General features: G+C 72.5%; 3 protein-coding genes. All 3 read right to left on the reverse strand.

Annotated elements, in window-relative coordinates; all coding sequences use genetic code 11:
• Positions 1-3: 3 nt before the first annotated feature.
• Genes GYB83_RS17790 through GYB83_RS17800 form a run of 3 tightly spaced genes read right to left on the reverse strand, consistent with a single transcriptional unit; the run spans position 4 to position 23,092 of the window.
• Complete coding sequence (locus tag GYB83_RS17790; protein WP_161896681.1) at positions 4-12,528, reverse strand: non-ribosomal peptide synthetase; 12,525 nt, start codon at positions 12,526-12,528, stop codon at positions 4-6.
• On the reverse strand, positions 12,525-21,260 hold the full coding sequence (locus GYB83_RS17795) for a non-ribosomal peptide synthetase (protein WP_161896682.1): 8,736 nt from the start codon (positions 21,258-21,260) through the stop codon (positions 12,525-12,527). The genes GYB83_RS17790 and GYB83_RS17795 overlap by 4 nt, the downstream gene beginning before the upstream one ends.
• A complete protein-coding gene (locus tag GYB83_RS17800) occupies positions 21,257-23,092 on the reverse strand; it encodes an SIP domain-containing protein (RefSeq protein ID WP_161896683.1) in 1,836 nt (611 codons plus the stop codon). The genes GYB83_RS17795 and GYB83_RS17800 overlap by 4 nt, the downstream gene beginning before the upstream one ends.

A 23,092-nucleotide genomic window follows, 5' to 3' on the forward strand; every position in this document is an offset into this window, starting at 1 on the left:
CCATCACCGGCTCCACAATGCCGCGACGGGTCCGATCCAGGAGCCGACATGAGACGGCGTGACCAGTTCGTCGTGAGCGGCGCTCACCCCGACCACCTCGACCGATCCGTCCAGATGCCCGGACCACGTCGACTCGACCGGCACGGCGGCGTCGGCTTCGATCGTCGAGTAGACGAGCACCGTCGGCACGCGCACGGCGCCCGTCGTCGCCTGCGCGAGCATCCGCTCGCAGCGGGCATGCGATTCGAACGACGCGGCGAGCTCGTCATCGGTCACACCGTCGAGGGGCGACCCGGCCAATGCCGACCGGACCACCTCGACCGCCGATACGTCGGCCGACGCGCCGACGATCGCCCGCACCCGGCGCCGCGACTCGGCGGCGTCGATCGTCTCCGCCTCGGCGACGTCGACCGCGTACGAGTCGACGACCGCGAGCGACGCGACGGCCTGTCCCCTGCCCGTCAGCTCGCGGGCGACCGCGAACGCGAGATGGCCGCCGTACGACCAGCCGAGCAGGTCGTACGGTCCGAACGGCTGAATCTCCTGCACCACATCGGCGTACATCGAGACCAGCGCGTCGAACGTCGGCGGCTCGATCGCACCGGGCACCGCGCACACGTCTGCTACGCCGACGAGCCCCACACCCGCGGGGACATAGTCGGCGAGCGACGCGTACGCCGCCACGAACCCGAATGCCTCGTGGAAACAGAACACCCGTCGTCCGGTCGTCGACGCGACGAACTCCGTCACCGCCGGATGTGTGGGCGCATCGCCGCCACGACCAGACGCCGACGCCGCCAACTCCCTCGGCGTCCGCGCCGTGAACACGTCACGGACCCGGATGCCGAAGCCGTCGACTCCGCGTATCGGATCACCCTCGTTCAGTCGTGCCGCGATCTTCATGGCGATCAGCGAGTTGGCGCCCGAGTCGAAGACGTCGGCGGTCACCGACACCTCCGGGACCCCGATCAGGTCGGCGACGACACCGCAGACGAACTCCTCGACCGGACCGACCGGCGCGACGATGTCGTCGGCCGCGAGCGGCACGTCCGGCAGCGCACCGACGTCGAGCTTGCCGTTCACCGTCAACGGCAGGTCGTCGACGAGGCCGATCACCGCCGGGATCATGTACTCCGGCAGCGTCCCGCGGAGCAGTTCGCGCACGCCACCCGGATCGACGCCCTCCCGGTCGGGCACCGCGTACCCGACCAGCGCGGGCACACCCGACGCGGACGTGACCACTCGTACCGCGGCCCGCGCCACACCGTCGACCGCGGCGATCGCGTCGGCGACCTCGGCGGGCTCGATCCGGAAACCGCGGATCTTGACCTGCGCATCCGATCGGCCCAGGTAGTCGAGCGATCCGTCGTCGCGCCACCGCGCGACGTCGCCGGTGCGATACATCCGTCCGCCGTCGCCCCACGGGCAGGCGACGAACCGCTCGGCCGACATGCCCGGCTGTCCGAGGTAGCCACGCGCCGTCCCGGCGCCCGCCAGGTACAACTCGCCCGGTGTGTTCGGCGGCACCGGAGACAGCCCGGCGTCCAGAACGTACGCCCGCGTGTTGAGGATCGGCTCGCCGACCGACGACGTCGCGCTGTCGGCGAGGTCGGCCCCGAGCGCGTTGATCGTGTACTCGGTCGGCCCGTACAGGTTGTATCCGGACACCCCAGGGGCGTCTCGGAGTGCCGACCACACGGCGTCGGGGACAGCCTCGCCGCCGAGCGACACGAACGACACCCCGGTGTCGAGGAGGCCCGCGTCGAGCAGCACCTGACCGTACGACGGCGTGACGTCGAAGCCGTCGACGCCCGCCTTCTCGTAGTAGGCCAGGAGTGCGGGCGGATCCTTGCGCAAGTCCTCGTCGATCACGTCGACACTGTGTCCGTCGAGCAGCCAGAACAGCTGCTCCCACGACGCGTCGAACGAGAACGACGTGGTGTGTGCGATCCGCATCCGCCGACCGCCCTGCGCCGCGACCACCCTGTCGAAGATCTTCGCCCGGTGATTGACGAGCATGTTGGTGAGCCCTCGATAGCCGACCGCGACGCCCTTCGGCCTGCCCGTCGATCCGGACGTGTAGATGACGTAGGCGAGGTTGTCGCCGTGTGGTGTCGACGACTCGCCGTCGGTGAGGTCATCCGCCGAGCGCGCGGCGATCTCGGCGCGGATCGCCGGGTCGTCGAGGTCGACGACCCGCGCCGACCCGCCGTGCACGACTCCCGACAGCAGCGACGTCGTTCCGACGATCACCTGCGGATCGGCGGTGTCGATCATGTACCCGATCCGATCCGCCGGATAGTCGGCGTCGACCGGAACGTACGCGGCGCCTGCCGCGAAGCACGCGAACATCGCCAACACCATCCGCTCGTCACGCGGCAACAACAGCACCACCCGCTGCTCGGGACCGGCCCCGCGCGCGATCAGCAGTCGAGCGAGCCTGTTGACCTCCGCCGACATCTGCGCGAACGTCAGCTCCGTCTCCCCCGCTACGAGTGCCAGAGCCTCCGGGGTACGCCGGGCCTGAGCGGTGAACAGATCGGCGATCGTGACGTCTGGGACGTCGCCGTCGGTGCGGTTCCACGTTCGCAGCACGGCCTCGCGCTCGTCGTCGGTGGTCACACAGATGCGCGGCACCGGGGAACCCAGGTCGGCCGCCATCGCCGTCAGCACGCCGACGTACCGGTCCGTGAGGGTCGTCGCCTCATCGGCGTCGAGGACGTCCGACCGGTAGGCGCACCGGAGCACGATGCGCTCGGCGGGGTCGGCCGCGAACGACACCGGATAGTGCGTGGCGTCGTTGACGGCCCGCGAGGTCACCTCGAGCCCGCCGAAGGTGCGGCCCTCCACACTCGCCGGGATGTTCTGAATGATGAACAGCGTGTCGAAGAGGCCGGGGATCCCGATGTCGTCACAGATGTCGGTGAGACCGACGTGACCCGCGTCGAGCACGTCGACCCATGCGTCTTGCTGCGCGACCACCTGCTGGGTGACGGTCCTCGGGCGCGACAAGTCGACCCGCACCGGCACCGTGTTGAACAGCAGTCCGACGATCCGGTCGGCGCCGTCGACGTCGGCGGGGCGACCGGCGACGGTCGTGCCGAAGACGACGTCGGTGCGCCCGGTGAGTCGGCCGAGCGTGATCCCCCACGCCGCCTGCAGGAACGTTCCGACCGTCACTCCCGCCGACGCGGCGGCCGCGCGGATCCGGTCGGAGGACTTCCTGTCGAGGGTCCGGTGATGGTCCGACGCGAGGCGCGCATCCGGTCGAGTCGCCGTCGCCGACGGGTACAGGACCGTCGGCTCGTCGACGCCGGACAGGTAGCGACGCCAGGCGGCGATCGCCGCGTCGGCGTCGCGCGCCCCGACCCACTCGAGGTAGCCGCGCATCGACGCGGGCTCCGGAACCGCGTCGCCCGCGTAGAGGGCGAACAGGTCGTCGAGCAGTCTGCCGATCGACCAACCGTCCATCAGCACGTGCTCGAAGGAGAACACGACGAGCCACTCGTCGTCGCCCGTCGGGACTGTCGCGAACCTGATCAGCGGCGGCCGCTCGGCGCGGAACGGCGCGAACCTCTCCGCGTCGAGGATCGCCTGGACCCCGTCCCGGTCGACGTCGTCGCGCGAATACACGCGGATCGGCACGTCGACGGCGTCGACGATCGCCGCCACCGACCGACCGCCTGCCGTGGCGAAGGCCGCCCGCAGGGCCGGATGCCGGTGCATGACCTCGCCGATCGCCGACCGCATGCGCGGAATGTCGAGCGCGCCGCGGAGCGTCGCGACCGACTGCGACGCGTACAGGTCCACGTCGCCCGCGTCGGCCGCCATCCGCAGGTGGAACAGGAGTCCCTCCTGCAGCGCGGTGACCGGCCACACGTCCGTCAGCGATCCGTGCTCACCGGCCAGCCGAGCGTGGTCGGTCGGCGTCAACCGCACCAGGTCGGCGGACCTCGATTCGATCAGCTCCCGCGCGCCCGCCGTGAGGTCGGCGACGGGTTCGTCGTCGCCCGCGGGACCATCGACCAGCGCCGATGCGATCACCGACGCGTCGACGGTCGCATCGAAGTCGTGGACGACGTCGACGCGGACCGCGTCGCGCGAGTCGATCGTGACGGTCACGACGGCGCGGTAGTCGCCGAGCGCGGCGTCCGGGCGCACGGAGACGATCGCGTCCGTGCGATACACGCGCACGAGCACCGCCGGATCGGGCAGGTCGGCGAACACTCCCTGCGCATGCACCGAGTGGTAGCGCAGCAGCGTGAAGTCGCCCGCCTCGTCGACCGGCGGCGCCTCGACGACGTCCCCGTCGACGATCACCGGATACCGCCAGCTCAGGACGCCGGGTGTGAACGCGTCGCCGTCGGTGCGACGAGCGGTCTCCTCGACGTCGACGACGGCGGTCTCACCGAGGTCGACACCCGACCCGCGCAATCCGGCGACGACGGCCGCGACGGCCGCGGCGACCGCTCGGCCGCGCGGCGCACCCGAGCGTTCCGACTGCCCGACGCTGACGTCGGAGCGCGGTGAATCCGGCGCGTCGTCGACGTCGAGCGCCGCTTCGGCGACCTCGATCCAGTACCCGTCGAGCAGGTCGTCGGACGCCGCGCGCGTCAACTGCCGATCCCACCAGTCGGCGCTCGACGGCAGGCGCACGGTCGCGCCTGGCTCCCCCAGCAGCGCTTCGACCAGCGCGGACGTGGCGTCGAGACGGACCGGATCGGTCCCGTCGTCGATCAGCTCGGCCCGCTCGACGAGGCCTTCCCTCGCGAGCACGCGCGCCCGCTCACCGTGTCGCCTGTCGGCGTCGAACGACTCCGGGTCGTCGTGCACGACGATGCTCGCCAGCCGCGCCTGCGCGGACACGACACGCGACTCGTCCGACCCGCGCGCCTGCAGCCGCAGCGCCTCTGCGGTCGCGGCGATCACCGCGGCCACCGGGTGCCCGGTCGCGGCGTCGACCGAGCGGACCGCGGTCCACATGGCGGTCGGGTCGATCCGACGCTCGACGTCGGCGTCGGCCTGCGGATCGACGACGTCGACGGCCGCCGATTCGACGGCGGCGCGGGCGATCGCCTGCAGATCGTCGAGTCCCGTGGACGGGTCCGCGCCGATCACCGTGATCATCGATGCGGCCAGACCCACGAGCAGATCGACGGTGTCCGCGTCGAACAGCCCGTCGGGGACGTCGACGCCGATGTCCCATCCACCGTCCGGTTGCTCGGCCAGTGAGGCGACGATGTCGGTGACGGCCGCGCGGGCGACGCCGCCGCCGAACGGCGTGAGCACCGTGCCGCCGAGGGCGACGGCGAGGTCCTCGGTATCGTCGAGGTGCGCGATCATCACCTGGAACAGCGGCGACACGCCGTCGGGACGCGCGGGCGACAGTCGGTCGACGACGTCGCCGAACGGCACGTGTCTGCGTTCGAACGCGCCGAGGGTCTCCGAGCGCAGCGACTGCGCCGCGTCGACGAACGACGGCCTGCCGGTCAGGTCGCTCCGTAGGACGACGGTGTTCACGAAGTATCCGACGGTGTCGGCGAACGCCACGTCGTCGCGCAGGGTCACCGGCGTCCCGACTGCGATCCGCTCACCCGCCCCGAGCACGTCGAGGGCGGCGCCGATCGCGTACTGCAGGACCATCAGCGGCGTGGTGCGCACGGTCGCGGCGACCGCCCGCACCGCGTCGACGGCGTCCTTGTGCACACGGACGCTCCGGTAGACGACGTCGCCGTCGCGTCTGCTCGACGCGTACGGAAGATCGGCGACCGACGGGAAGCCGGTCAGCGCGTCGACGGCGTCGTCCAGGAGCGACGCGTCGACCGACGACCGCTGCCAGAGGCTGTACTCGGCGTACTGGGCGGGTCGGTCCCATGCGGGGGCCGCGCCAGCCTCCCGCGCCGCGTACGCGGCGCCGAGGTCCCGGTAGATCAACGGCGTCGACGTCTCGTCGGTGACGACGTGATGCAGCGACACCGCGAGCACGTCCACGGTCGGGGTGCGCAGCAGGCGCACCCGGATCGGCGCATCGGACGCCAGATCGGTCCGCTCGGACCGCAGCCGGGCGATGCTCGACGCGAGTTCGGCGTCGGAGCACTCGACGACGACCGCCTCGGGTGCACGATCGAGCGGGATCAGCGTCTGCCACAGGGTCTCGCCGTCCCACTCGAACACGGTCCGCAGGACGTCGTGCCGCGCGACGAGGTCGTCGACGGCTCCGCGGAGCGCGGCGTCGTCGAGTCGCCCGTCCACCTGCCAGACGCCGTGGTTCTCGTATGCGGCGCCCGCGTCCATCTGCGTCATCAGCCAGAGGGCGCGTTGTCCCGCGGTGGCGGGTGCGCGGTCGATGCGGGCCCCGGTCGCGATGGGCTCCGCATGCTCGGCCGGGTCGACGTCCGCCAGCGCCGCGGCCAGTCCTGCGACCGTCGGATTGTCGAAGACGTCGCGCACGGTCAGTCGGCGTCCGGTGGCGGCCGCCAGCGTCGACACGAGACGAGTCGCGACCAGCGAATGCCCGCCGAGCGTGAAGAAGTCGTCGTCTCGCGAGGTGACCGCGACACCGACGACGGCGGCCATCGCGTCGGCGACGGCCGCCTCGGCGTCGCCGATCGGCGCGGGACCGTCATGCAGGGTTTCGACGGCGGTCTGCAGCGGCGGCAGCGCCTTCCTGTCGATCTTGCCGCCCGCCGTGTACGGGAACTCACCGATCACCTGGACCGCGGCCGGGATCAGATGCGCCGGAGCGGTCGTCGAGCGGAGTGCGGTGAGCACGGTCTGCGCGTCGACTCCGTCGGTCGTCGCGTACGCGACGAGCCGCGTCGACGGCCCGGAGCCGACGACGGTCGCGACGGCGGCGCGGACGCCGTCCACGCCGACGAGGAGGGCCTCGACTTCGCCGGGCTCCACGCGCATGCCGCGGAGTTTCAGCTGGAAGTCGGAGCGGCCGACGAACTCGAGCAGCCCGTCCCGGTTCCATCGGACCAGGTCGCCGGTGCGGTACACGCGGTCACCGGAGCCGTACGGGTCGGCGACGAACCGTCCCGCGGTCACCGCGGCGGCGCCGAGGTAGCCGCGGGCGAGCGGTCGCCCGCCGATGTACAGTTCGCCGATCACGCCGGGCGCGACCGCGCGCAGGGAGTCGTCGAGCACGTACATGCGCGTCTGGTCGATGGGCGCACCGATCGGGATCGGCCCGGCGACGTGGCCGCGCAGGTCGAGCGCCGCCGTCTCCACCGTCGTCTCGGCCGGACCGTAGGTGTTCCACAGATCCACTTCCCAGTCGCTGCGGACGCGCGCGTAGACGTCCGGCCGGAGCGCTTCGCCGCCCGCACAGACCGTCACGTCGTGCAGGACGACCCCGGCGTCGAGCATCGCGGCGATCATCGACGGCACGAGTTCGACGAACGAGATCCGCTCGTCGCCGATCACCCGGCCGAGCTCGACCGGGTCTCGTTCCGATCCGGATGGGGCGAGGACCACGGTCGCGCCCACGCTCAGCGGCCACAGGATCTCGGTGATGAACGGGTCGAACGCGGGCGAGGTCTTCTGGATCACGCGGTCGCCCGGGGCGACGGGGAACGTCCGGCCGCGCCACGAGACGTTGTTCGCGATCGCGCGGTGCGACACGGCGACGCCCTTCGGGGTCCCCGTGGAGCCGGACGTGAACGTCACGTAGCAGGTGTGGTCTCCGTGGACCCGGCCACGCCGTTCGGTGTCGGCGACGGGCGCACCCGACAATCCGTCGAGCGACAGGTCGCCGAGGCCGTCGAGGACGGCGACCGGTCGGGCGACGTCGATGATCGCGGCTCTCCGGTCGGGCCCCTGCCCGGGGTCGACGGGGACGAATCCCGCGCCCGCGGCGAGCACGCCCATGATCCGGGCGACGGTGTCGACGGTGCGGTCGGCGATCACGACGACAAGATCGTCGGGTCCGACACCGTCGGCGATCAGGCGCCGCGCCACCGCGTTCGCGCGCGACGCGAGTTCGGCGAAACTCACCCGTCGCCCCGACTCGACGTCGACGACGGCGGTCGCGTCGGGATCCGCGGCCGCCGACCGGTCGAGGGCTCCGACGAGACCGTCCGGGCCCGCCTGCGCCCCGCCGTGCGCCCAGGTCCTGGTCACGAGCGTCCGGTCGGCTCCGGTCACGACGTCCACGTCGCGGACCGGGAGCGTCGGGTCGGTGGCGAGCGCCCGCGCGGTGACCCGCCACGCGGCGGCGATCCGTTCGACGGTGTCGACGTCGAAGAGGTCGACCGCGTAGTCGATCCGCACGTCGAGTCGCGCACCGTCGTCGAGGACCGTCGTCGAGAGGTCGAACTGCACGAGGTCGGCCGGATGGGCGACGGCAGTGGTCGGGTGACCGGCGAAACGTGGGGTGTCGCCGGGGGCCCGATAGGCGACCATGCTCTGGAACAGCGGATGCCGGGCGAGGGAACGGGTGGGCGCGAGCTCGTCGACGAGCCGCTCGAACGGCGTCTCCTGGTCGGCGAGGGCGTCGAGGTCGATGTCGCGGACGGTCGCCACCAGGTCGCCGAGCGTCGACGACGGCGCGACCGGGGTCCGCAGGACGAGCGTGTTGACGAACAGGCCGACGAGATCGGCGACGGACTGGTCGGTACGTCCCGCGACCGGGGTGCCGAGAACGATGTCCTGACCCGCGCCGAGCCGCGCGAGCGCCACGGCCGTCGCCACGTGACTGATCACGAACATCGACGCCCCCGTGCGTCGGGCGAGTCCCCGCAGCCCCGCGGTCTGGGCGGCGTCGACGGTGAACGAGACGGTCGCGCCGCGCTGCGACGGCGTCCGGGGCCGCGGGCGGTCCTTCGGCGTCGGGATCTCGTCGGGAAGTCCGGCGAGACGGTCGACCCAGCGGTCGAGCGCGTCGTCCGACGGCGGGACCGCCGCATAGTCGACGTACTGAACGGGCAGCACGCGCTGCCGCGGCGCACGACCCGCCAGTCGCGCCTCGTACGCGCTCGACAGGTCGCCGAAGAGGATCGGCGCGGACCATTCGTCCGCGGCGATGTGGTGGACGGCCGCGACGATCACGCTGTGTCCGTCCCCACCGCGGACGAGGGTGAGGCGGATGGGCCGTTCGGCCGCGATGTCGAAGGCGTACGCGCCCGCCTCCGCGACGGCCGCGCCCGCCGGGTCGTCCGCGGATGCGAGGTCGGCGACATCCGGGTCGGCGACGTCGACGTCGACGACGTCGATCCGAGGGTCCACGCGGTCGGTGCTCAGGACGTCCTGCCACGGGCCGGCATCGCCCGCGGCGTAGACGGTGCGCAGCACCTCGTGGCGCTCGAGGACGTCCGTGAACGCCGTGGTCAGCGTCGTGGGGTCGATCCGCGTCGGCACCGTCACCGCGAACCTGATGGTGTACACGGGATTCGGGCCGTCGAGTTCGTGGAGGAACCACATCCGCTCCTGCGCCGCGGACAGCACCGGTCTGGCGGGACGCTCCGCGAGCGCGGTGATCGACGAACCTCGTGCGCCGTCGGCGCGCAGAGCATCGATCCGGTCGGCGAGATCGCCGAGGACCGGGTGGTCGAACACGTCGCGAATGGTGACGGGCACGTCGAGTTCGCCGGTCAAGCGGGCGCTCAGGCGTGCCGCCGTCAGCGAGTGACCGCCGAGGGACAGCAGGTCCTCACCCATGTGCGGCGGCTCGACGTCGAGGATGTCGGCGACGGCCGCGGCCACGGCGAGCTCGACGTCGGTCGATGCGGGACGACCCGCCTCGACGACGGGAACCGCGGATGCGGCGAGCGCCCGGCGGTCGACCTTGCCGTTCGGCGACAGCGGGATCTCGTCGACGACGGCGAGCACCGTCGGCACGAGATGAGCGGGCAGCAGGGCGCCGATGCGGCGTCGCACGTCCGGCACGTCGACGTCGCCGACGACGAATCCGGCGAGCGCGCCGTGGACGAGGGTCACCGCGGCGGCCCCGACGCCCGGAGTCGACAGCAGTGCGGCCTCCACCTCGCCCGGTTCCACCCGGTATCCGCGGACGGACAGCTGGTCGTCGGCGCGGCCGTCGAAGACGAGGTCGCCGGACGCGTCCCGATGAACGAGGTCGCCGGTGCGGTAGAGCCGGGAACCGCCGCCCGCGGGGTCGGCGACGAAGCGGGTCGCGGTCGCTCCTGCGGCGCCGGGGTATCCGCGGGCGAGCTGGGGTCCGGCGACGTACAGTTCGCCGGTCACCCCGTCGACGACGGGCCGCAGCCATCGGTCGAGGATCGCCGCCTCGGTCCCGTCCACGGGGCGTCCGATGGGCACGCCGGCCCCGGAGCCGAGGGTGTCCACGTCCACCGTGCACACGGTCACATCGCCGACGACCTCGGACGAACCGTACGAGTTGACGATGCGGGCGGCCGGATCGACGGCCAGGAGTCGTGCGGCGACGTCGGTGCGCAGGGCTTCGCCGCTGGCGACCCACAGGGCCGGTCGTGCGGTGTCGGGGAGGTCGTCGACGAGCACGTCCAGGAGCGCGGGCACCGCGCCGAACCGGTCGACCGGATGCGTCGACAGCAGGTCGGCGAGCGCGGCCGGATCGCGTCGGGCGGAGTCGTCGACGACGACGAGCGGCGTCGACGTCGCGACGGCCAGGAGGATCTCGGTGAGGCCGTCGACGAAGCTCGGTGAGCTCTTCGCCAGGCGCACGCGCTCGGCCGACCCGACCTGGAGATCCCAGGCCAGGCGGGCGGCGAGCCCGCGCTGGGTGGCGAGGACGGGTTTCGGCCGTCCGGTGGAGCCGGACGTGAACAGCAGGTAGGCGCCGTGGTCCGGACGGGGTCGCGGAAGGTCGACGGCGACGCTCGACGCGGGTTCGTCGACGTCAACAACCGGCGTGTCCCGGATCAGGCCGACGGTGGACGCGCACGCGACGGCGACCGCCGGACGGCCGTCGGCGAGCATCATCGCGATGCGGTCGGACGGGTAGTCGGGGTCGACGGGCATCGGGACGGCTCCGGCGCGGAGCACGGCCACGAGCGCGGTGACGAGTGCGGTGCGCCGGTCGAGGACCACCGCGACCGGGACGTCGGGTCCGGCGCCCGCGGCGACGAGCCGCGCGGCGAGGGCGTCGACCGATTTCCAGAACTGGACGCGGCCGACGACGCCGTCGGGCCCGCTGACGGCGACTGCGTCCGGTGCGGCGAGGGCCGCGGACCTGGCCCGCTCGAACACGTCGTCCACCACCTCGGGCGCGGGCGCGTCGGGCGCCGTTCCGTCGAGACGATCGGCTGGCACAGCGATCGACCCGAGGGTCCGGTCGTGGCCGGAGACGAAAGCGTCGAGCACCGCAGACAGGACTGCGGGCGCGTGCGCGACGACGGGTCCAGCCGTGCGGTCGAGTTCGACGGCGACGTCGAGTTCGCCCGTCGGTTCGGGGGTGACGGTGAGCACCGCCGGATAGTCGGTCTCGTTGCGGCCGGGGGTGATCGACAACCGAAGTCCGGACGCCGCACCGAGCGCGGTGAGCGCCGACTCGTCGAGCGGGTAGTTCTCGAAGACGACCAGACTGTCGAACAGGGTCCCGACGCCGGCCCTGGCCTGCACGTCGTGCAGTGCGATGTGGTGGGACTCCAGGAGGGCCGCCTGCTCGGTCGACACGGCCCGCAGGAGTCCGGCGACCGTGTCGGCCGGATCGAGGCGGACGCGGACGGGGATCGTGTTGATGAACATGCCGACCGTCGACTCGACGTCGTGCAAATCGGCGGGTCGGCCGGAGACGACCGACCCGAACACCACGTCGTCCGCCCCGGTCAGCGCGGCGACGACAAGCGCCCACGCCGACTGGACCACGGTGTTGACGGTGACGCCCGACTCGCGTGCGAGGGCGGCGAGCCGACCGTGCGCGGTCACGTCCAGCGTGGTCCGCACGGTGACCGGTTCGCGCACGACCCCGCCGGCCGCGGCGATCCGGGTCGGCGAGGCCAGACCGTCCAGATACTCGGCCCACCGATCGGCGGCGGAGTCGTCGGCCGATGCGAGCCACCCGAGGTAGGCGCGGAAGCTCGGCGCCTGCGGGAGGTCCTCGCCCGCGTAGAGGCGGAACAGGTCGCCGACGACGATCGGCGTCGACCATCCGTCCCAGACGAGGTGATGGTTGGTCAGGAGCAGCCGGTGGCGGTCCCCGCCGAGGCGTGCCACGGTGAAACGGACGAGCGGCGGGCGTCCGACGGTGAATCCGCGCCGATGGTCGGCGTCGACGATCGCCGTCCACGACGCCTCCGGGTCGTCGGCGCCCGCCAGGTCGACGACGTCGACGTCGGGTGCGACGTGATCGACGATCATCACGACCGGCTCCCCCGACGCTCGCCTGCGGAACGCCCCGCGCAGCGCGGCGTGTCGGTCGACGAGGGCCACGGTCGCCGCCCGGAAGCGGTCGACGTCGAACGGCCCCTCGATGTCGACGGTCAGCTGGACGACGTAGGGGTCGATCGCACCGTCGGCGGCCGAGGCCGCATGGAACAGGCCCTGCTGCAGCGGGGACATCGGCCACAGGTCGACGATCTTTGTCACAGGTCCTCCAGATCGAAGTCGGCGAGGTCGTCGAGTTCGGCTTGTGAGATGGATATGAGGGTGTCCGACGGGGTGAGGCCACCGGAGTCGTCGGACGACAGGTGCGCGACGAGGTCGTCGACGGCGTCGGTCCACGCCGCGATCAGGCCGTCCGCGTCGGCGATGACCGGACTCACCCGCCAGGTCGCGATCAGGATGCGGCCCGCGTCCGAGTCGACGAGTTCCACGTCGAGATGGACGCCGTGGCTCAGGGCCAGCTCACCCGCCATCGCCTCCGCCGACTCGACGGTCCGCCTCGACTGGTCCGCGACCCGCCAGGCGTCAGAATCGGCCGCCTGCGGCGCATCGGCCCCGAGGTAGTTCACCAGCATCGACGCGGGGGGCGTCGCGGGGAGTCCCGCCCCGTTGTGCGGTACCGCGAGCCTGGTCTCCTTGACGGCGGACAGGAGCGCCGCGGGAGTCGTCGCATCGTGTCCGACGTCGATCGGCACGACCGTCGTGAACCATCCGACCGCCCGCGTGAGGTCCCAGTCTCCGTGTGCGCGTCCATGGTCTTCGACGTCGACGGTCGGGGCGAGGCCGCGCGTGCGCAGGGCGGTGATCGCGGTCGCGACGAGCGCGTCCTGCGTGGTCGCGCGGTACGTCTGCACCGGGCGGTCGAGCAGGACCGCGGTGGCGGAGGCGTCGACGGTCACGATGCGGGTGTGCGCGGCGCCGACGGCGCCGAATGCGGGCGCGACCACGTCACTCGAGTCTGGTCCCGAGGCCAGCGACGGCCGATGGACCGTCATCCACTCGCGGTACGACGTGATGGCGGCCTCGGGCGTGCCGCCGGCCCACAGGGTCTGCAGATCGTCGATCAGGACTCGCCACGAGTAGCCGTCGATCACCAGGTGATGCGCGACGAGCAGCAGGTGTCCGCCCGCGTCGGACGGCCACCAGTGCGCGGCGACCATGACGCCAGCCGCCGGATCGAGGGTCTCGAAGACGGCGGTCAGGGCGGCGTCGATCTGGGCGCCGGTCGGTGCGGCCGTCGCGTCGTGGATCTCGATCGGCACCGGGCCGGGCCGCTCCGGGATCTCGAGCCCGCCGTCGGCGACGAGTCGCGCTCCGAGGACTCGGTGCACCGCGAGCAGACCGGCGATCGCGTCGCGGACCCGACCCTCGGTGCACCCACGTGGCGCCCGCAGCATCCGCAGCTGCACAAAACGTCGCATGCCGGGGCGGGCAGAGGCCGCCTCGGCGATGGGCGAGGCGGGCACCGGGCCGTGCTGGTCGATGGTCGCGGCCGCGGTCGCGGCACCGCCGACCCGCACCCGGCCCGCCAGATCGGCGACGGTCCTGGCCTCGAAGACGTCGCGCGGATCGAACTCGAGACCGGCCCGGCGGGCCCTCGCCACGAGTTGGATGGACACGATGCTGTCGCCGCCGAGCGCGAAGAAGTCGTCGTCGACCGACACCGGCCCCTCGATCCGGAGGACGTCGGCCATCACTTCGACGAGGAGCTGCTCCACCGGAGTGCGCGCGCCGCGCCCGTCCGCGGTCGCGGTGATCGTCGGGTCGGGCAGCGCACGCCGGTCGATCTTGCCGTTCGCGGTCACCGGCAGCGCGTCGAGCATCAGGATGTGCGCCGGTACCAGGTGCGCGGGCATGCGGCCGACGGCCTGTTCGCGGACCCGGTCGACGGTCGTCGTCCCGGTCACGTAGCCGATCAGCTGCAGTCCGTGGCCGAGGTCGCGGGCGACGACGACGCACGCGCTGACGCCGTCGAGCGCGGACAGCGCGGTCTCGACCTCGCCGGGTTCGATCCGCTGGCCGCGGATCTTGACCTGGAAGTCGCTGCGTCCGACGTACAGCAGCTGTCCGTCGGCGTCGCGGTGGACGAGGTCGCCGGTGCGATAGAGCCGCCCGCCGCCCGGGTCGGTCGGGTCGGCGACGAATCGGCTCGCCGTGAGTCCGGAGCGGCCGACGTATCCGCGGGCCACCTGGACTCCGCCGAGGTACAGCTCGCCGACGACTCCGCGCGGCACCGGCCGCAGCCACTGATCGAGGACGTGCAGGGCAGTTCCCGCGACGGGATCGCCGATCGGGACGGCCCCCTCGCCTGCGGACACCGGACACGCGGTCACGTCGACCGCGGCCTCGGTGGGACCGTACAGATTGTGGACCCGCGCGCCGAGTGCGAGCGCACCGTCTGCGGTCGGCCGACCGAGCGCCTCGCCGGAACAGAGGATGCGCATCCCGTCGAGCACGTCCGCGGCCGGGTCGAGCAGGAAGGCGGCCAACATCGTCGGGACGAAGTGGGCGGTGGTCACCCGGTGCCTGGCGAACGCCGACGCGAGATAGCCGGTGTCCTTGTGCCGGTCCGGGCCGATGACGAGGGTCGCGGCTCCAACCGACGCGGGCCAGAAGAGTTCCCAGACCGAGACGTCGAACGTCGACGGCGTCTTCTGGACCACCACGTCGTCGGTCGTGAGGCCGTAGGCGTCCTGCGCCCACTGCAGCCGGTTCGCGGCCGCCGCGTGCGAGATCACGACGCCCTTGGGCCTGCCTGTCGAACCCGAGGTGAACAAGACGTACATCGGATGCTGGGGCCGGAGCGGCGAAGTCCGGTCGGCGTCGCTGAGCGGCCCGTCGGGTCGGGACAGGATCGACCCGGCGGTGCCCGGGTCGTCCACGACCAGGATCGGGCACGCCCGTCCGGCGACCGAGTCCGCGGCGTCTACCGATGTGACGATCAGTGCGGCATCGGCATCGTCGAGCATCGCGTCGATCCGTTCCCGCGGGAAGTCGGGGTCGATCGGCAGGTACGCACCGCCCGCGACGACGACGGCCCACACCGACACGAGCAGGTCCGCGCCTCGCGGCATGACCACCGCGACGACCGATTCGGGGCCGACGCCCGCATCGACGAGCTCGCGGGCGAGTCTGCGGATCGCGGACGCGTGCTCGGCGAACGTCGTGGTCGCGCCGCCGTCGACGATCAGCGCGGGTTCGTTCCGGTGACGGTCGGCGGACGCGTCGAACAGGTCGACGATCGAGCCCGCGGCGATCGGCTCCCCGACCCGCGGGGCGTCGCCGACGGCGACCGGTACGGCCGCGACCGGGGCGTCGGGCGCGTCGGCGATCTTCAGGACCGCGGACACCAGTCCGTCCAGAAGCTCGCGGGCGGTGGACGACGGCACGCTGTCGTGATGCTTGAGCACGATTCTGACCGTCGGACCGGGGATCACGATCACGGTCACCGGATAGCCGGTGGAGTCCCGGACACCGGTGACGCCGACGCCGCCCGGCAGTTCGTCGTCCTGGTAGTTCTCGAACACGAGCAGTGTGTCGAACAGGTCGTCCCCGCCGGTGGCGCGAGCGATGGCGGGCAGCGGCACGTGATGGACGTCGGCGAGGCCCGCCTGCTCGCGCTGCACTCGCGCGCAGGCCTGCCCGACCGTCTCCCGCGGATCGAGGGTGATCCGGACGGGCACGGTGTTGATCAACAGTCCGATGATCGACTCGATCCCCGGAACGTCCACGTCGCGTCCGGACACGGATGTGCCGAAGACGATGTCGCCGTGTCCGACGCGGCCGGCGAGCACCGCGGCCCACGCGGTCTGGAAGAGCGTGTTGACCGTCAGTCCCGCGGTCCGCGCTGCGCGGGCGATCCGCGTCGACGCGTCGGCCGCGATCGACGTCTCCACGTCGCGGCATCCCGCGCCCGGCCCGGTCGCGATCAATGTCGGGGCGTCGATCCCCGCGAGGGCCGCGGACCATCTCCGGACGGCGGCGTCGTCGGCCGCCCGGTCCCTCATGTGCCGCAGGTAGGCGACCATGTCGCTGCCCGTCTGCACCGACGATCCGAGGTAGTCGTCGAGGAGTTCGCGCAGCAGCAGCGGCGACGACCACCCGTCGAGGATCACATGATGATGGGTGAGGACGATCCGGGATCCCGCGCCGAGCCCGTCGACGACGGTCAGCCGGAGGAGGGGGTCGGTCGCGTCGTCGCCGAGGACGTCCCACTCCCGCGCGGCGTCCTCGGCGAGGAACGCCTCCCATTCGTCGTCGCCCGAGACGGTGATCCGACCCACCGGAACGTCGACTGCGGCCGGGACCACGGCGACGGGCACGCCCGCGCGTGTGGTCCGCATGACGGCTCCGAGGTGTCGGTGCCGGGCGACGAGTCGCTGCGCGGCGCGTGCCAGCCGTTCCGGGTCGATCGGCTGCGGCGACTCGAGAAGCATCTGCACCACGTACCGGTCGGCGTCGGCGGACGAGAACGTCGCCTCGAAGAGCAGCCCCTGCTGCAGCGGCGTCACCGGGAGGATGTCGGCGACGTCGATCCGCCGCTCGACGTCGGCGATGTCGTCGAGGGTGACGTCGGCGATCGTGTCGGACGGAGTGAGTCCGCCGATCCGGCCCGCCCGATGCTCGGCCGCGATGGCGTCGAGTGCGTTGCGCCACGCCTCGACCAACCGGCGGACGGCCGTCTCGTCGACGGCGTCCGGCGCGTACCGCCACTGGGCGTGGAGGGCTCCGTCGGGGGTGGACGCGACGTTGATCTGCACGTGATGGGTCAGCGGGGTGTCCGGGTCGGAGCTGACACCGAGCGTCCCCACCCCGTCACGGCCGGGTGCGGGCAGCGCCGCCCACGGGCCGGTCGCCGCCGCGTCGCCGAAGCGTCCGAGGTAGTTGAGGAGGAACTGTCGCGCGGGCGCGTCGGGTGCGACGACGTCCGGCCGGTGCTGAAGGAGCGCGCCGAATCCGACACCGCGGTAGGGCACGGCGCGGATCTGCTCCTTGACGCCCCGAAGCACCCGGTCGAGGGTGTGGCTGTTGTCAACGCTGCTCTTCTCAACACAGAGGCGGACGGGCGCGATCGAGGTGAACCAGCCGACCGTGCGCGACAGGTCGAGCCCGGCATCGATCGGATCGGGTTCGCGTCCATGACCCTCGAGGTCGAGGACGAGATCGGTGCCGTCGATCGCGGTCAGCAATGCGGCGGCGAGGACGTCGGCGACCGTCCCGGACACGGCGGTCGCCGCGCCGGCGAGGTCGGCGGCGACCTCTGCGGGGACGCCGACAGAGAGGTCGGTCGCGGCGCCGATCGTGTCACGGAGCGGATCGAGCGGTGTGGCGGGCAGCACGGCGTCCCAGGGCCGCAGTGTGTCACGCCAGAAGGGCTCCTGGTCGACGAGCGCCCCGGTCGCGGCGGTGCGCAGGGCCGCGCCCCACGCCCGCAGCGGCGTCGGCTCCGGGTCGATGACCGAGCCCTCGCACGCGGTCCGCAGGTCGTCGAGGATCACCGACCACGACACGGCGTCGACGGCGAGGTGATGCACGGCGATCACCGCACGCGGACCGTCGGGTCCGTCGACGTGAACGAATCGCGCGAGGACGCCCGCGGCCGGGTCGAGCGCGAGGTAGGCCCGCTCCCCGATCGCCTCGGCCGTTCCCGCGTCCGTTCCGCGCCATCGGTGCAGCGCGGCGCCGTCGACCTTGTCGATCCGCAGACCGTCGGCGACTCGCATGCGCAGAGCGCCGTGGGCCCGGACGACGGCGTCCGCCGCCGCCGCGAACATCGGGGCGTCGACGTGCGGTGGGAGCGTGATCATCATCGACTGGCCGTATCCCCTGGTCCACGGGCCGTCGTGGTCGAGGACCTCCGACATGACGGGAGTCGGGACCACGTCGCCGACCGCGTCGAGGACCGGTCCGGCCGGTGCGTCGTCGGCGGGCCTGGCACGGTCGGCGATCCTGCGGACGGTGCCGGCCGCGAAGACGTCGCCGGTGGTGACGACGAGTCCGTCGCGTCGGCAGCGGGACACCAGTCGGAGCGCGGAGATGCTGTCGCCGCCGAGCCCGAAGAAGTCGTCGGAGAGGTCGGTGACGGGCGTGCCGAGCAATTCGGCGATCCGGCCCGCGACGATCCGCTCGACCGGCGTCCAGCCGGAGTCGTCGACGACCGCGGTCGCGGTCGGTTCGACGGCCGCCAGCGCGCGCCGGTCGAGTTTTCCGCTCGTCGTGCGGGGCAGCGCGTCGAGGACGTCGACGGTGGCAGGCACCAGGTGGGACGGCAGCAGGTCGGCGACGGCCGCGCGGACCGCGGCCGGGTCGAGCCGGACACCGCGTCGGGGTGCGACGTAGGCGGCGAGCACGGTGTCGTCGCCGCGGCGACGAGCGATCACGGCCGCCGCGGCGACGCCGTCGAGCCCCGCGATGACGGTCTCGACCTCGCCCGGCTCGACGCGGTGACCGCGGATCTTGACCTGGGCGTCGTTGCGCGAGACGAAGGTCAGGCCGTCGTCTGGTCCGCGGCGGACCAGGTCGCCGGTCCGGTAGAGCCGCTCGCCCGCGGGGTGAGCGATGAATCGGGTCGCCGTCACGTCCGGGCGGCCGGTGTAGCCGCGCGCCACCTGCACGCCGCCGATGTACAGCTCGCCGACATCGCCGCGCGCGACCGGGCGGAGCCACGCGTCGAGGACGTGGGCGGTGGTGCCGCCGATCGGATGGCCGATCGGCACGGCGGCGCCGACGAGGTCGTCGTCCACGCGCTGCGCGGTCACCTCGACGGCGGCCTCGGCGGGTCCGTAGGTGTTGACGACGTCGCAACCCCACGTGGCGCGGAGTCGCTGCGCGAGGGCGGTGTCGAGCGCTTCGCCGCCCGCGGAGACCGTGCGGATCACACCTGAGTCGGGGCCGCGTCCGGTCTCCAGAAGGGCGGCGATCACCGACGGGACGAGTTCCACGAATTCGACGGGTGTCGTGGCGAGGACGTCGGCGAACGCGTCGAGGTCTCGGTCCGCGCCGGGCGGGGCCATCACGACGGTGCCGCCCACCACGAGGGGCCAGAGGATCTCGGGAACGAACGGGTCGAATCCGGGGGACGTCTTCTGCAGCAGGCGTTCGCCTCGGGCGAGCCCGAACTCGGACTGCCGCCACCAGATGAGGTTGGCGATCGCACGGTGCGAGACGACGACGCCCTTCGGCCTGCCGGTCGACCCCGAGGTGAACACCAGGTAGGCGGCGTTGTCGGGGCGGACGGTCGGCTGCCGTCGGCGCGGAGCCCGCGTCGACAGGTCGGCGAGGTCGACGGCGAGCGGTCCCGCGGCTTCTCGGACGGCGTCGGGTGTCGTGTGGTCGACGAGGACCGCGACCGGCGCCGCGTCGTCGACGATCATCGCGATCCGGTCGGCTGGATAGTCGGGGTCGATCGGGGCCACGACACCGCCCGCGAGGAGCACACCGACGATCGCGTCGACCAGCGCTCGGCCGCGCGGTATCGCGACGCCGACGACCGTCTCCGGACCGACACCGCGCTCGGCCAGTGCGGCGGCCACTGCATCGGCCGACGCCGCGACCTGCGCGAACGTCGACGACCGACCGTCGGCCACGACGGCGACGGCGTCGGGTGCGCGGCGCACGGCGTCGACGATCTGCGTGCCGATGTCCGCGCAGGGGGCCATCGGCAGATCGGCCGGCGCGGGCAGTGGCGAGTGCTCGACTCCGCGGTGCCGCGCGGCGGCGGTGTCGGGCGCGTCGACGAAGTCCGCGATCGCGTGGACGAGGTGGTCGGCGATCGCGTCGAGCCGATCCGCGTCGTAGCGGTCGGCATCGGCGTCGAGCAGGAGCACCAGTCGATCCCCGGATCGTTCGACGGTCACCGACAGGTCGTCGACCGGGCCGCGCGCGAACGACACGACATGGCCGTCGACACCGCCGAGGCGGTAGTCGTTCGGCGAGGGTTTGACGTTGACCCACAGACCCGACGGCATCGACTCGCCCCTGGCCCGCAGGTGCGGGCGGACCAGCGCGATCGTGTCGGCGACCGCACGGGTCGCCTCGATCGGCGTCGTCCACGGACCGAGGCGAAGGGGCAACGGGACCACGTTGACCGTTGTCGTCGGCACCGTCAGCGACACGCTGCCGACGCGTCCGGCGACGGGCAGCCCGATCGTCACATCGGTGCGCGCCATCACCGCGCCCGCATGGGTGGCGACCGCGGCGATCGCGGCTTCCACCCACGTCGCTCCGGCCCGCGCGCCGAGGTCGGCGATCCGCCCCGCGGTGACCGTGCGACGCGCGGACCGGACGGTCGACGCCGCGGACGAGGCTCGCAGGCGACCGCTGATCGTGGCGGCGGCCTCGGCGTCGACGCCGGTGAGGAGGTCGCGCCAGAAGTCGGCGTCGGCGGTCGCGGCGGATGAGGCCAGGTAGGCGCGCTCCTCGTCGACGACCGCGCCGATCGAGCCGTACCGGCCGCGGGGGGTGTCCGGCCCGTGTGCGATGAGTTGGGCGGCGCGGCGTCCGATGAGGCCGAAGGCGTGCGCGTCGACGACGATGTGGTGGGCCCGGGCGGCGACCATCACGCCGTCGTCGCCGAGGTCGAGGATCATCGCCTCGAAGCACGGGTCGACGGACGGATCGATCGGGCGGGGCCACCACCGGTCGACGACGGCGGTCGCGTCCGCGGCCGCGCAGGGCCGCACGGCGATCGCGGACACGTCGTGGGCGCCCAAGTGCACCACGACGTCGTCACCGACCACCGCGAATCGCGCCGACAGTATCTCGGCCTCGGCGACCGCCCGGGAGAAGGCCTCGGCGATCGCGTCGACCCCGCAGTCGGGCACGGCGGGCAGCACCCAGGCGTCGGCGACCACGTGACTCGTCGACGCCCGATCGACGAGTGTCGAGCTGAACCAGATTCCGCGCTGTGCGCCCGTGGACGCCAGAGTCTCGGTCATGCGAGCGTGTACACGGTCTCGCCGCAGTAGATGTGCTGGGCCGAGGCGACGCGCAGTCCCGCGGCGGTGAAGAGCGCGCGGTGCTCGGCGTCGGTGCGGAAGCCGGAGCCGTAGACGGCGAGGTTCGTCAGATCAGCCATCGTGTCGTGGTCGCTGATCGTGCTCTCCTGCAGCGGCTCCTCGACGACGATGAGCTTGGCGCCGGTCGCCGCGAGCCTGCGGAGCAGGTGGACGGCGTCGGCGTCCGGGTTCTTGTCGAGCATCGACACGAGCAGCACGCCGTCCGCCGCGGGCAGCTCCTCGAACACCGACTGCGCGCGCAGATCGATCCGCGCGAACAGCGGGTCGGTGTCGAGGGTGTCGCCGAGGTCGGCGCGGATGTGGTCGATCTGGGCAGGCATCCCGACGATGGTGACCCGCATGTCCGGGTTGGCCTCCACGAGTTTGGTCGCGTAGGTGGCGCCGCCGTCGGCGTGGACGACGACGTGGTCGAGACCGTCGAAGACGTCGGTGGTGACGAGGGTCGGCGCGATGTAGTTCGCGAAGTCGTCCGCGTCGCCGAAGTATCGACCGCCGGACGGGTGCGTGCCCATCAGGTCCCGGTAGCCGACACCGAACCTGTCGGCGTACACCGAGCGGCCGGTGCGGACGGCGTCGGCGAGCCCGAACAGGGCCCGCTCGGCGAGCGCCTCGGGGCTCTCCAGATGGAGGTCCTTGGCGTAGTAGTCGTCGGTGAGCTGCTCGCCGAGGTTCGTCAAACGGTATCGGTCGCCGTCCTGTTCGACGAGATCGGCGGTGATCAGGTACCGCAGGAACTTGGCGAGGGCCGCGCGATCGCAGCCGGTGGCGGCCGCGAGGTCGTCGAGTCGGCCGACCCCGCGCGAGAGCTGCTCGGGGACGTCGAGGGTCACCGCCACACGCAGCGCGATGGGCGGCAGCAGTTCGCACATCTCGTGGAACTTGTCCTCGGCCCAGTCCTCCGACGCGTCGGGGAGAGCCGGGTCGTCGGCGAGGGTCGCGACCGTCTCGCGTCGCCAGTACCCGGCGACCTCGAGGTGACTCTTGGGCAGCTGCCGATCCTCCACGAGATGACGGCGGATCGCCTTCAGGCTCAGCGTCTCCCCCGCCACCCAGGCGTACACCGCGCCGTCCGGCCAGTCGAGTCCGGCGACGGCGTCGAACATGAGGCTCGTGGTGCCGCCGGGTGCGTCGCCGCGCACCAGCCAGCGCACATCGACCTCCGGGCCCGCGGGGATCTCCTGTTTGTCGGCGTCGGCGGCCACTTCGATGATCACCGTCGCGGCCTGCCCCCGCGGGTGGTCCTCGATCCACCGACCGATGGCCGGCAGCGCGGTCTCGTCTCCGACGATCAGCATGTGGTCGATGTTCTCGGGGTGCGCGTCGGTGACATGCGGTCCGACGACGTGCGCGCGGTCGCCCGCGCCGCAGCGGGCCGACCAGGTGGACGCGACGCCGGTGCCGTGGCGGACGAAGTCGACGACGAGCCGGTTCTCCGCCGGGTCCCAGTAGCGCACGGTGTAGGCGCGGACCATCGGCCGTCCGTCGGACGGGTGGATCAGTTCACCGTCGCCCTGCCGGGGCAGGATCGCCTCGGCCTCGCCCGGAGTGGGGAACAGGAAGCGGACCGCGTCGTCGAACTCGTCGCTGCGGAACGCGGGCACTTCGATGCCGTCCTCCGTGGTGTAGCCGCGCAGCTGGTCGCCGCCGAAGACGATGCGTCTCATGCCGGGCGTGACGTCGTAGGCGTCGATCACCTCGACCTCACGGATGGCGGGGCTGTAGAACGTCTTCTGACGCACGGTGCGGGGCAT

It is taken from the genome of Gordonia spumicola (assembly GCF_009932475.1).
Classification (GTDB): Bacteria; Actinomycetota; Actinomycetes; order Mycobacteriales; family Mycobacteriaceae; genus Gordonia; species Gordonia spumicola.

What these genes read in the sequence shown, in the direction of transcription:
- GYB83_RS17795 (WP_161896682.1), bottom strand. Translation starts at nt 21,260, where the DNA reads ATGACCGAGACTCTGGCGTCCACGGGCGCACAGCGCGGAATCTGGTTC.
- GYB83_RS17800 (WP_161896683.1), bottom strand. Translation starts at nt 23,092, where the DNA reads ATGCCCCGCACCGTGCGTCAGAAGACGTTCTACAGCCCCGCCATCCGT.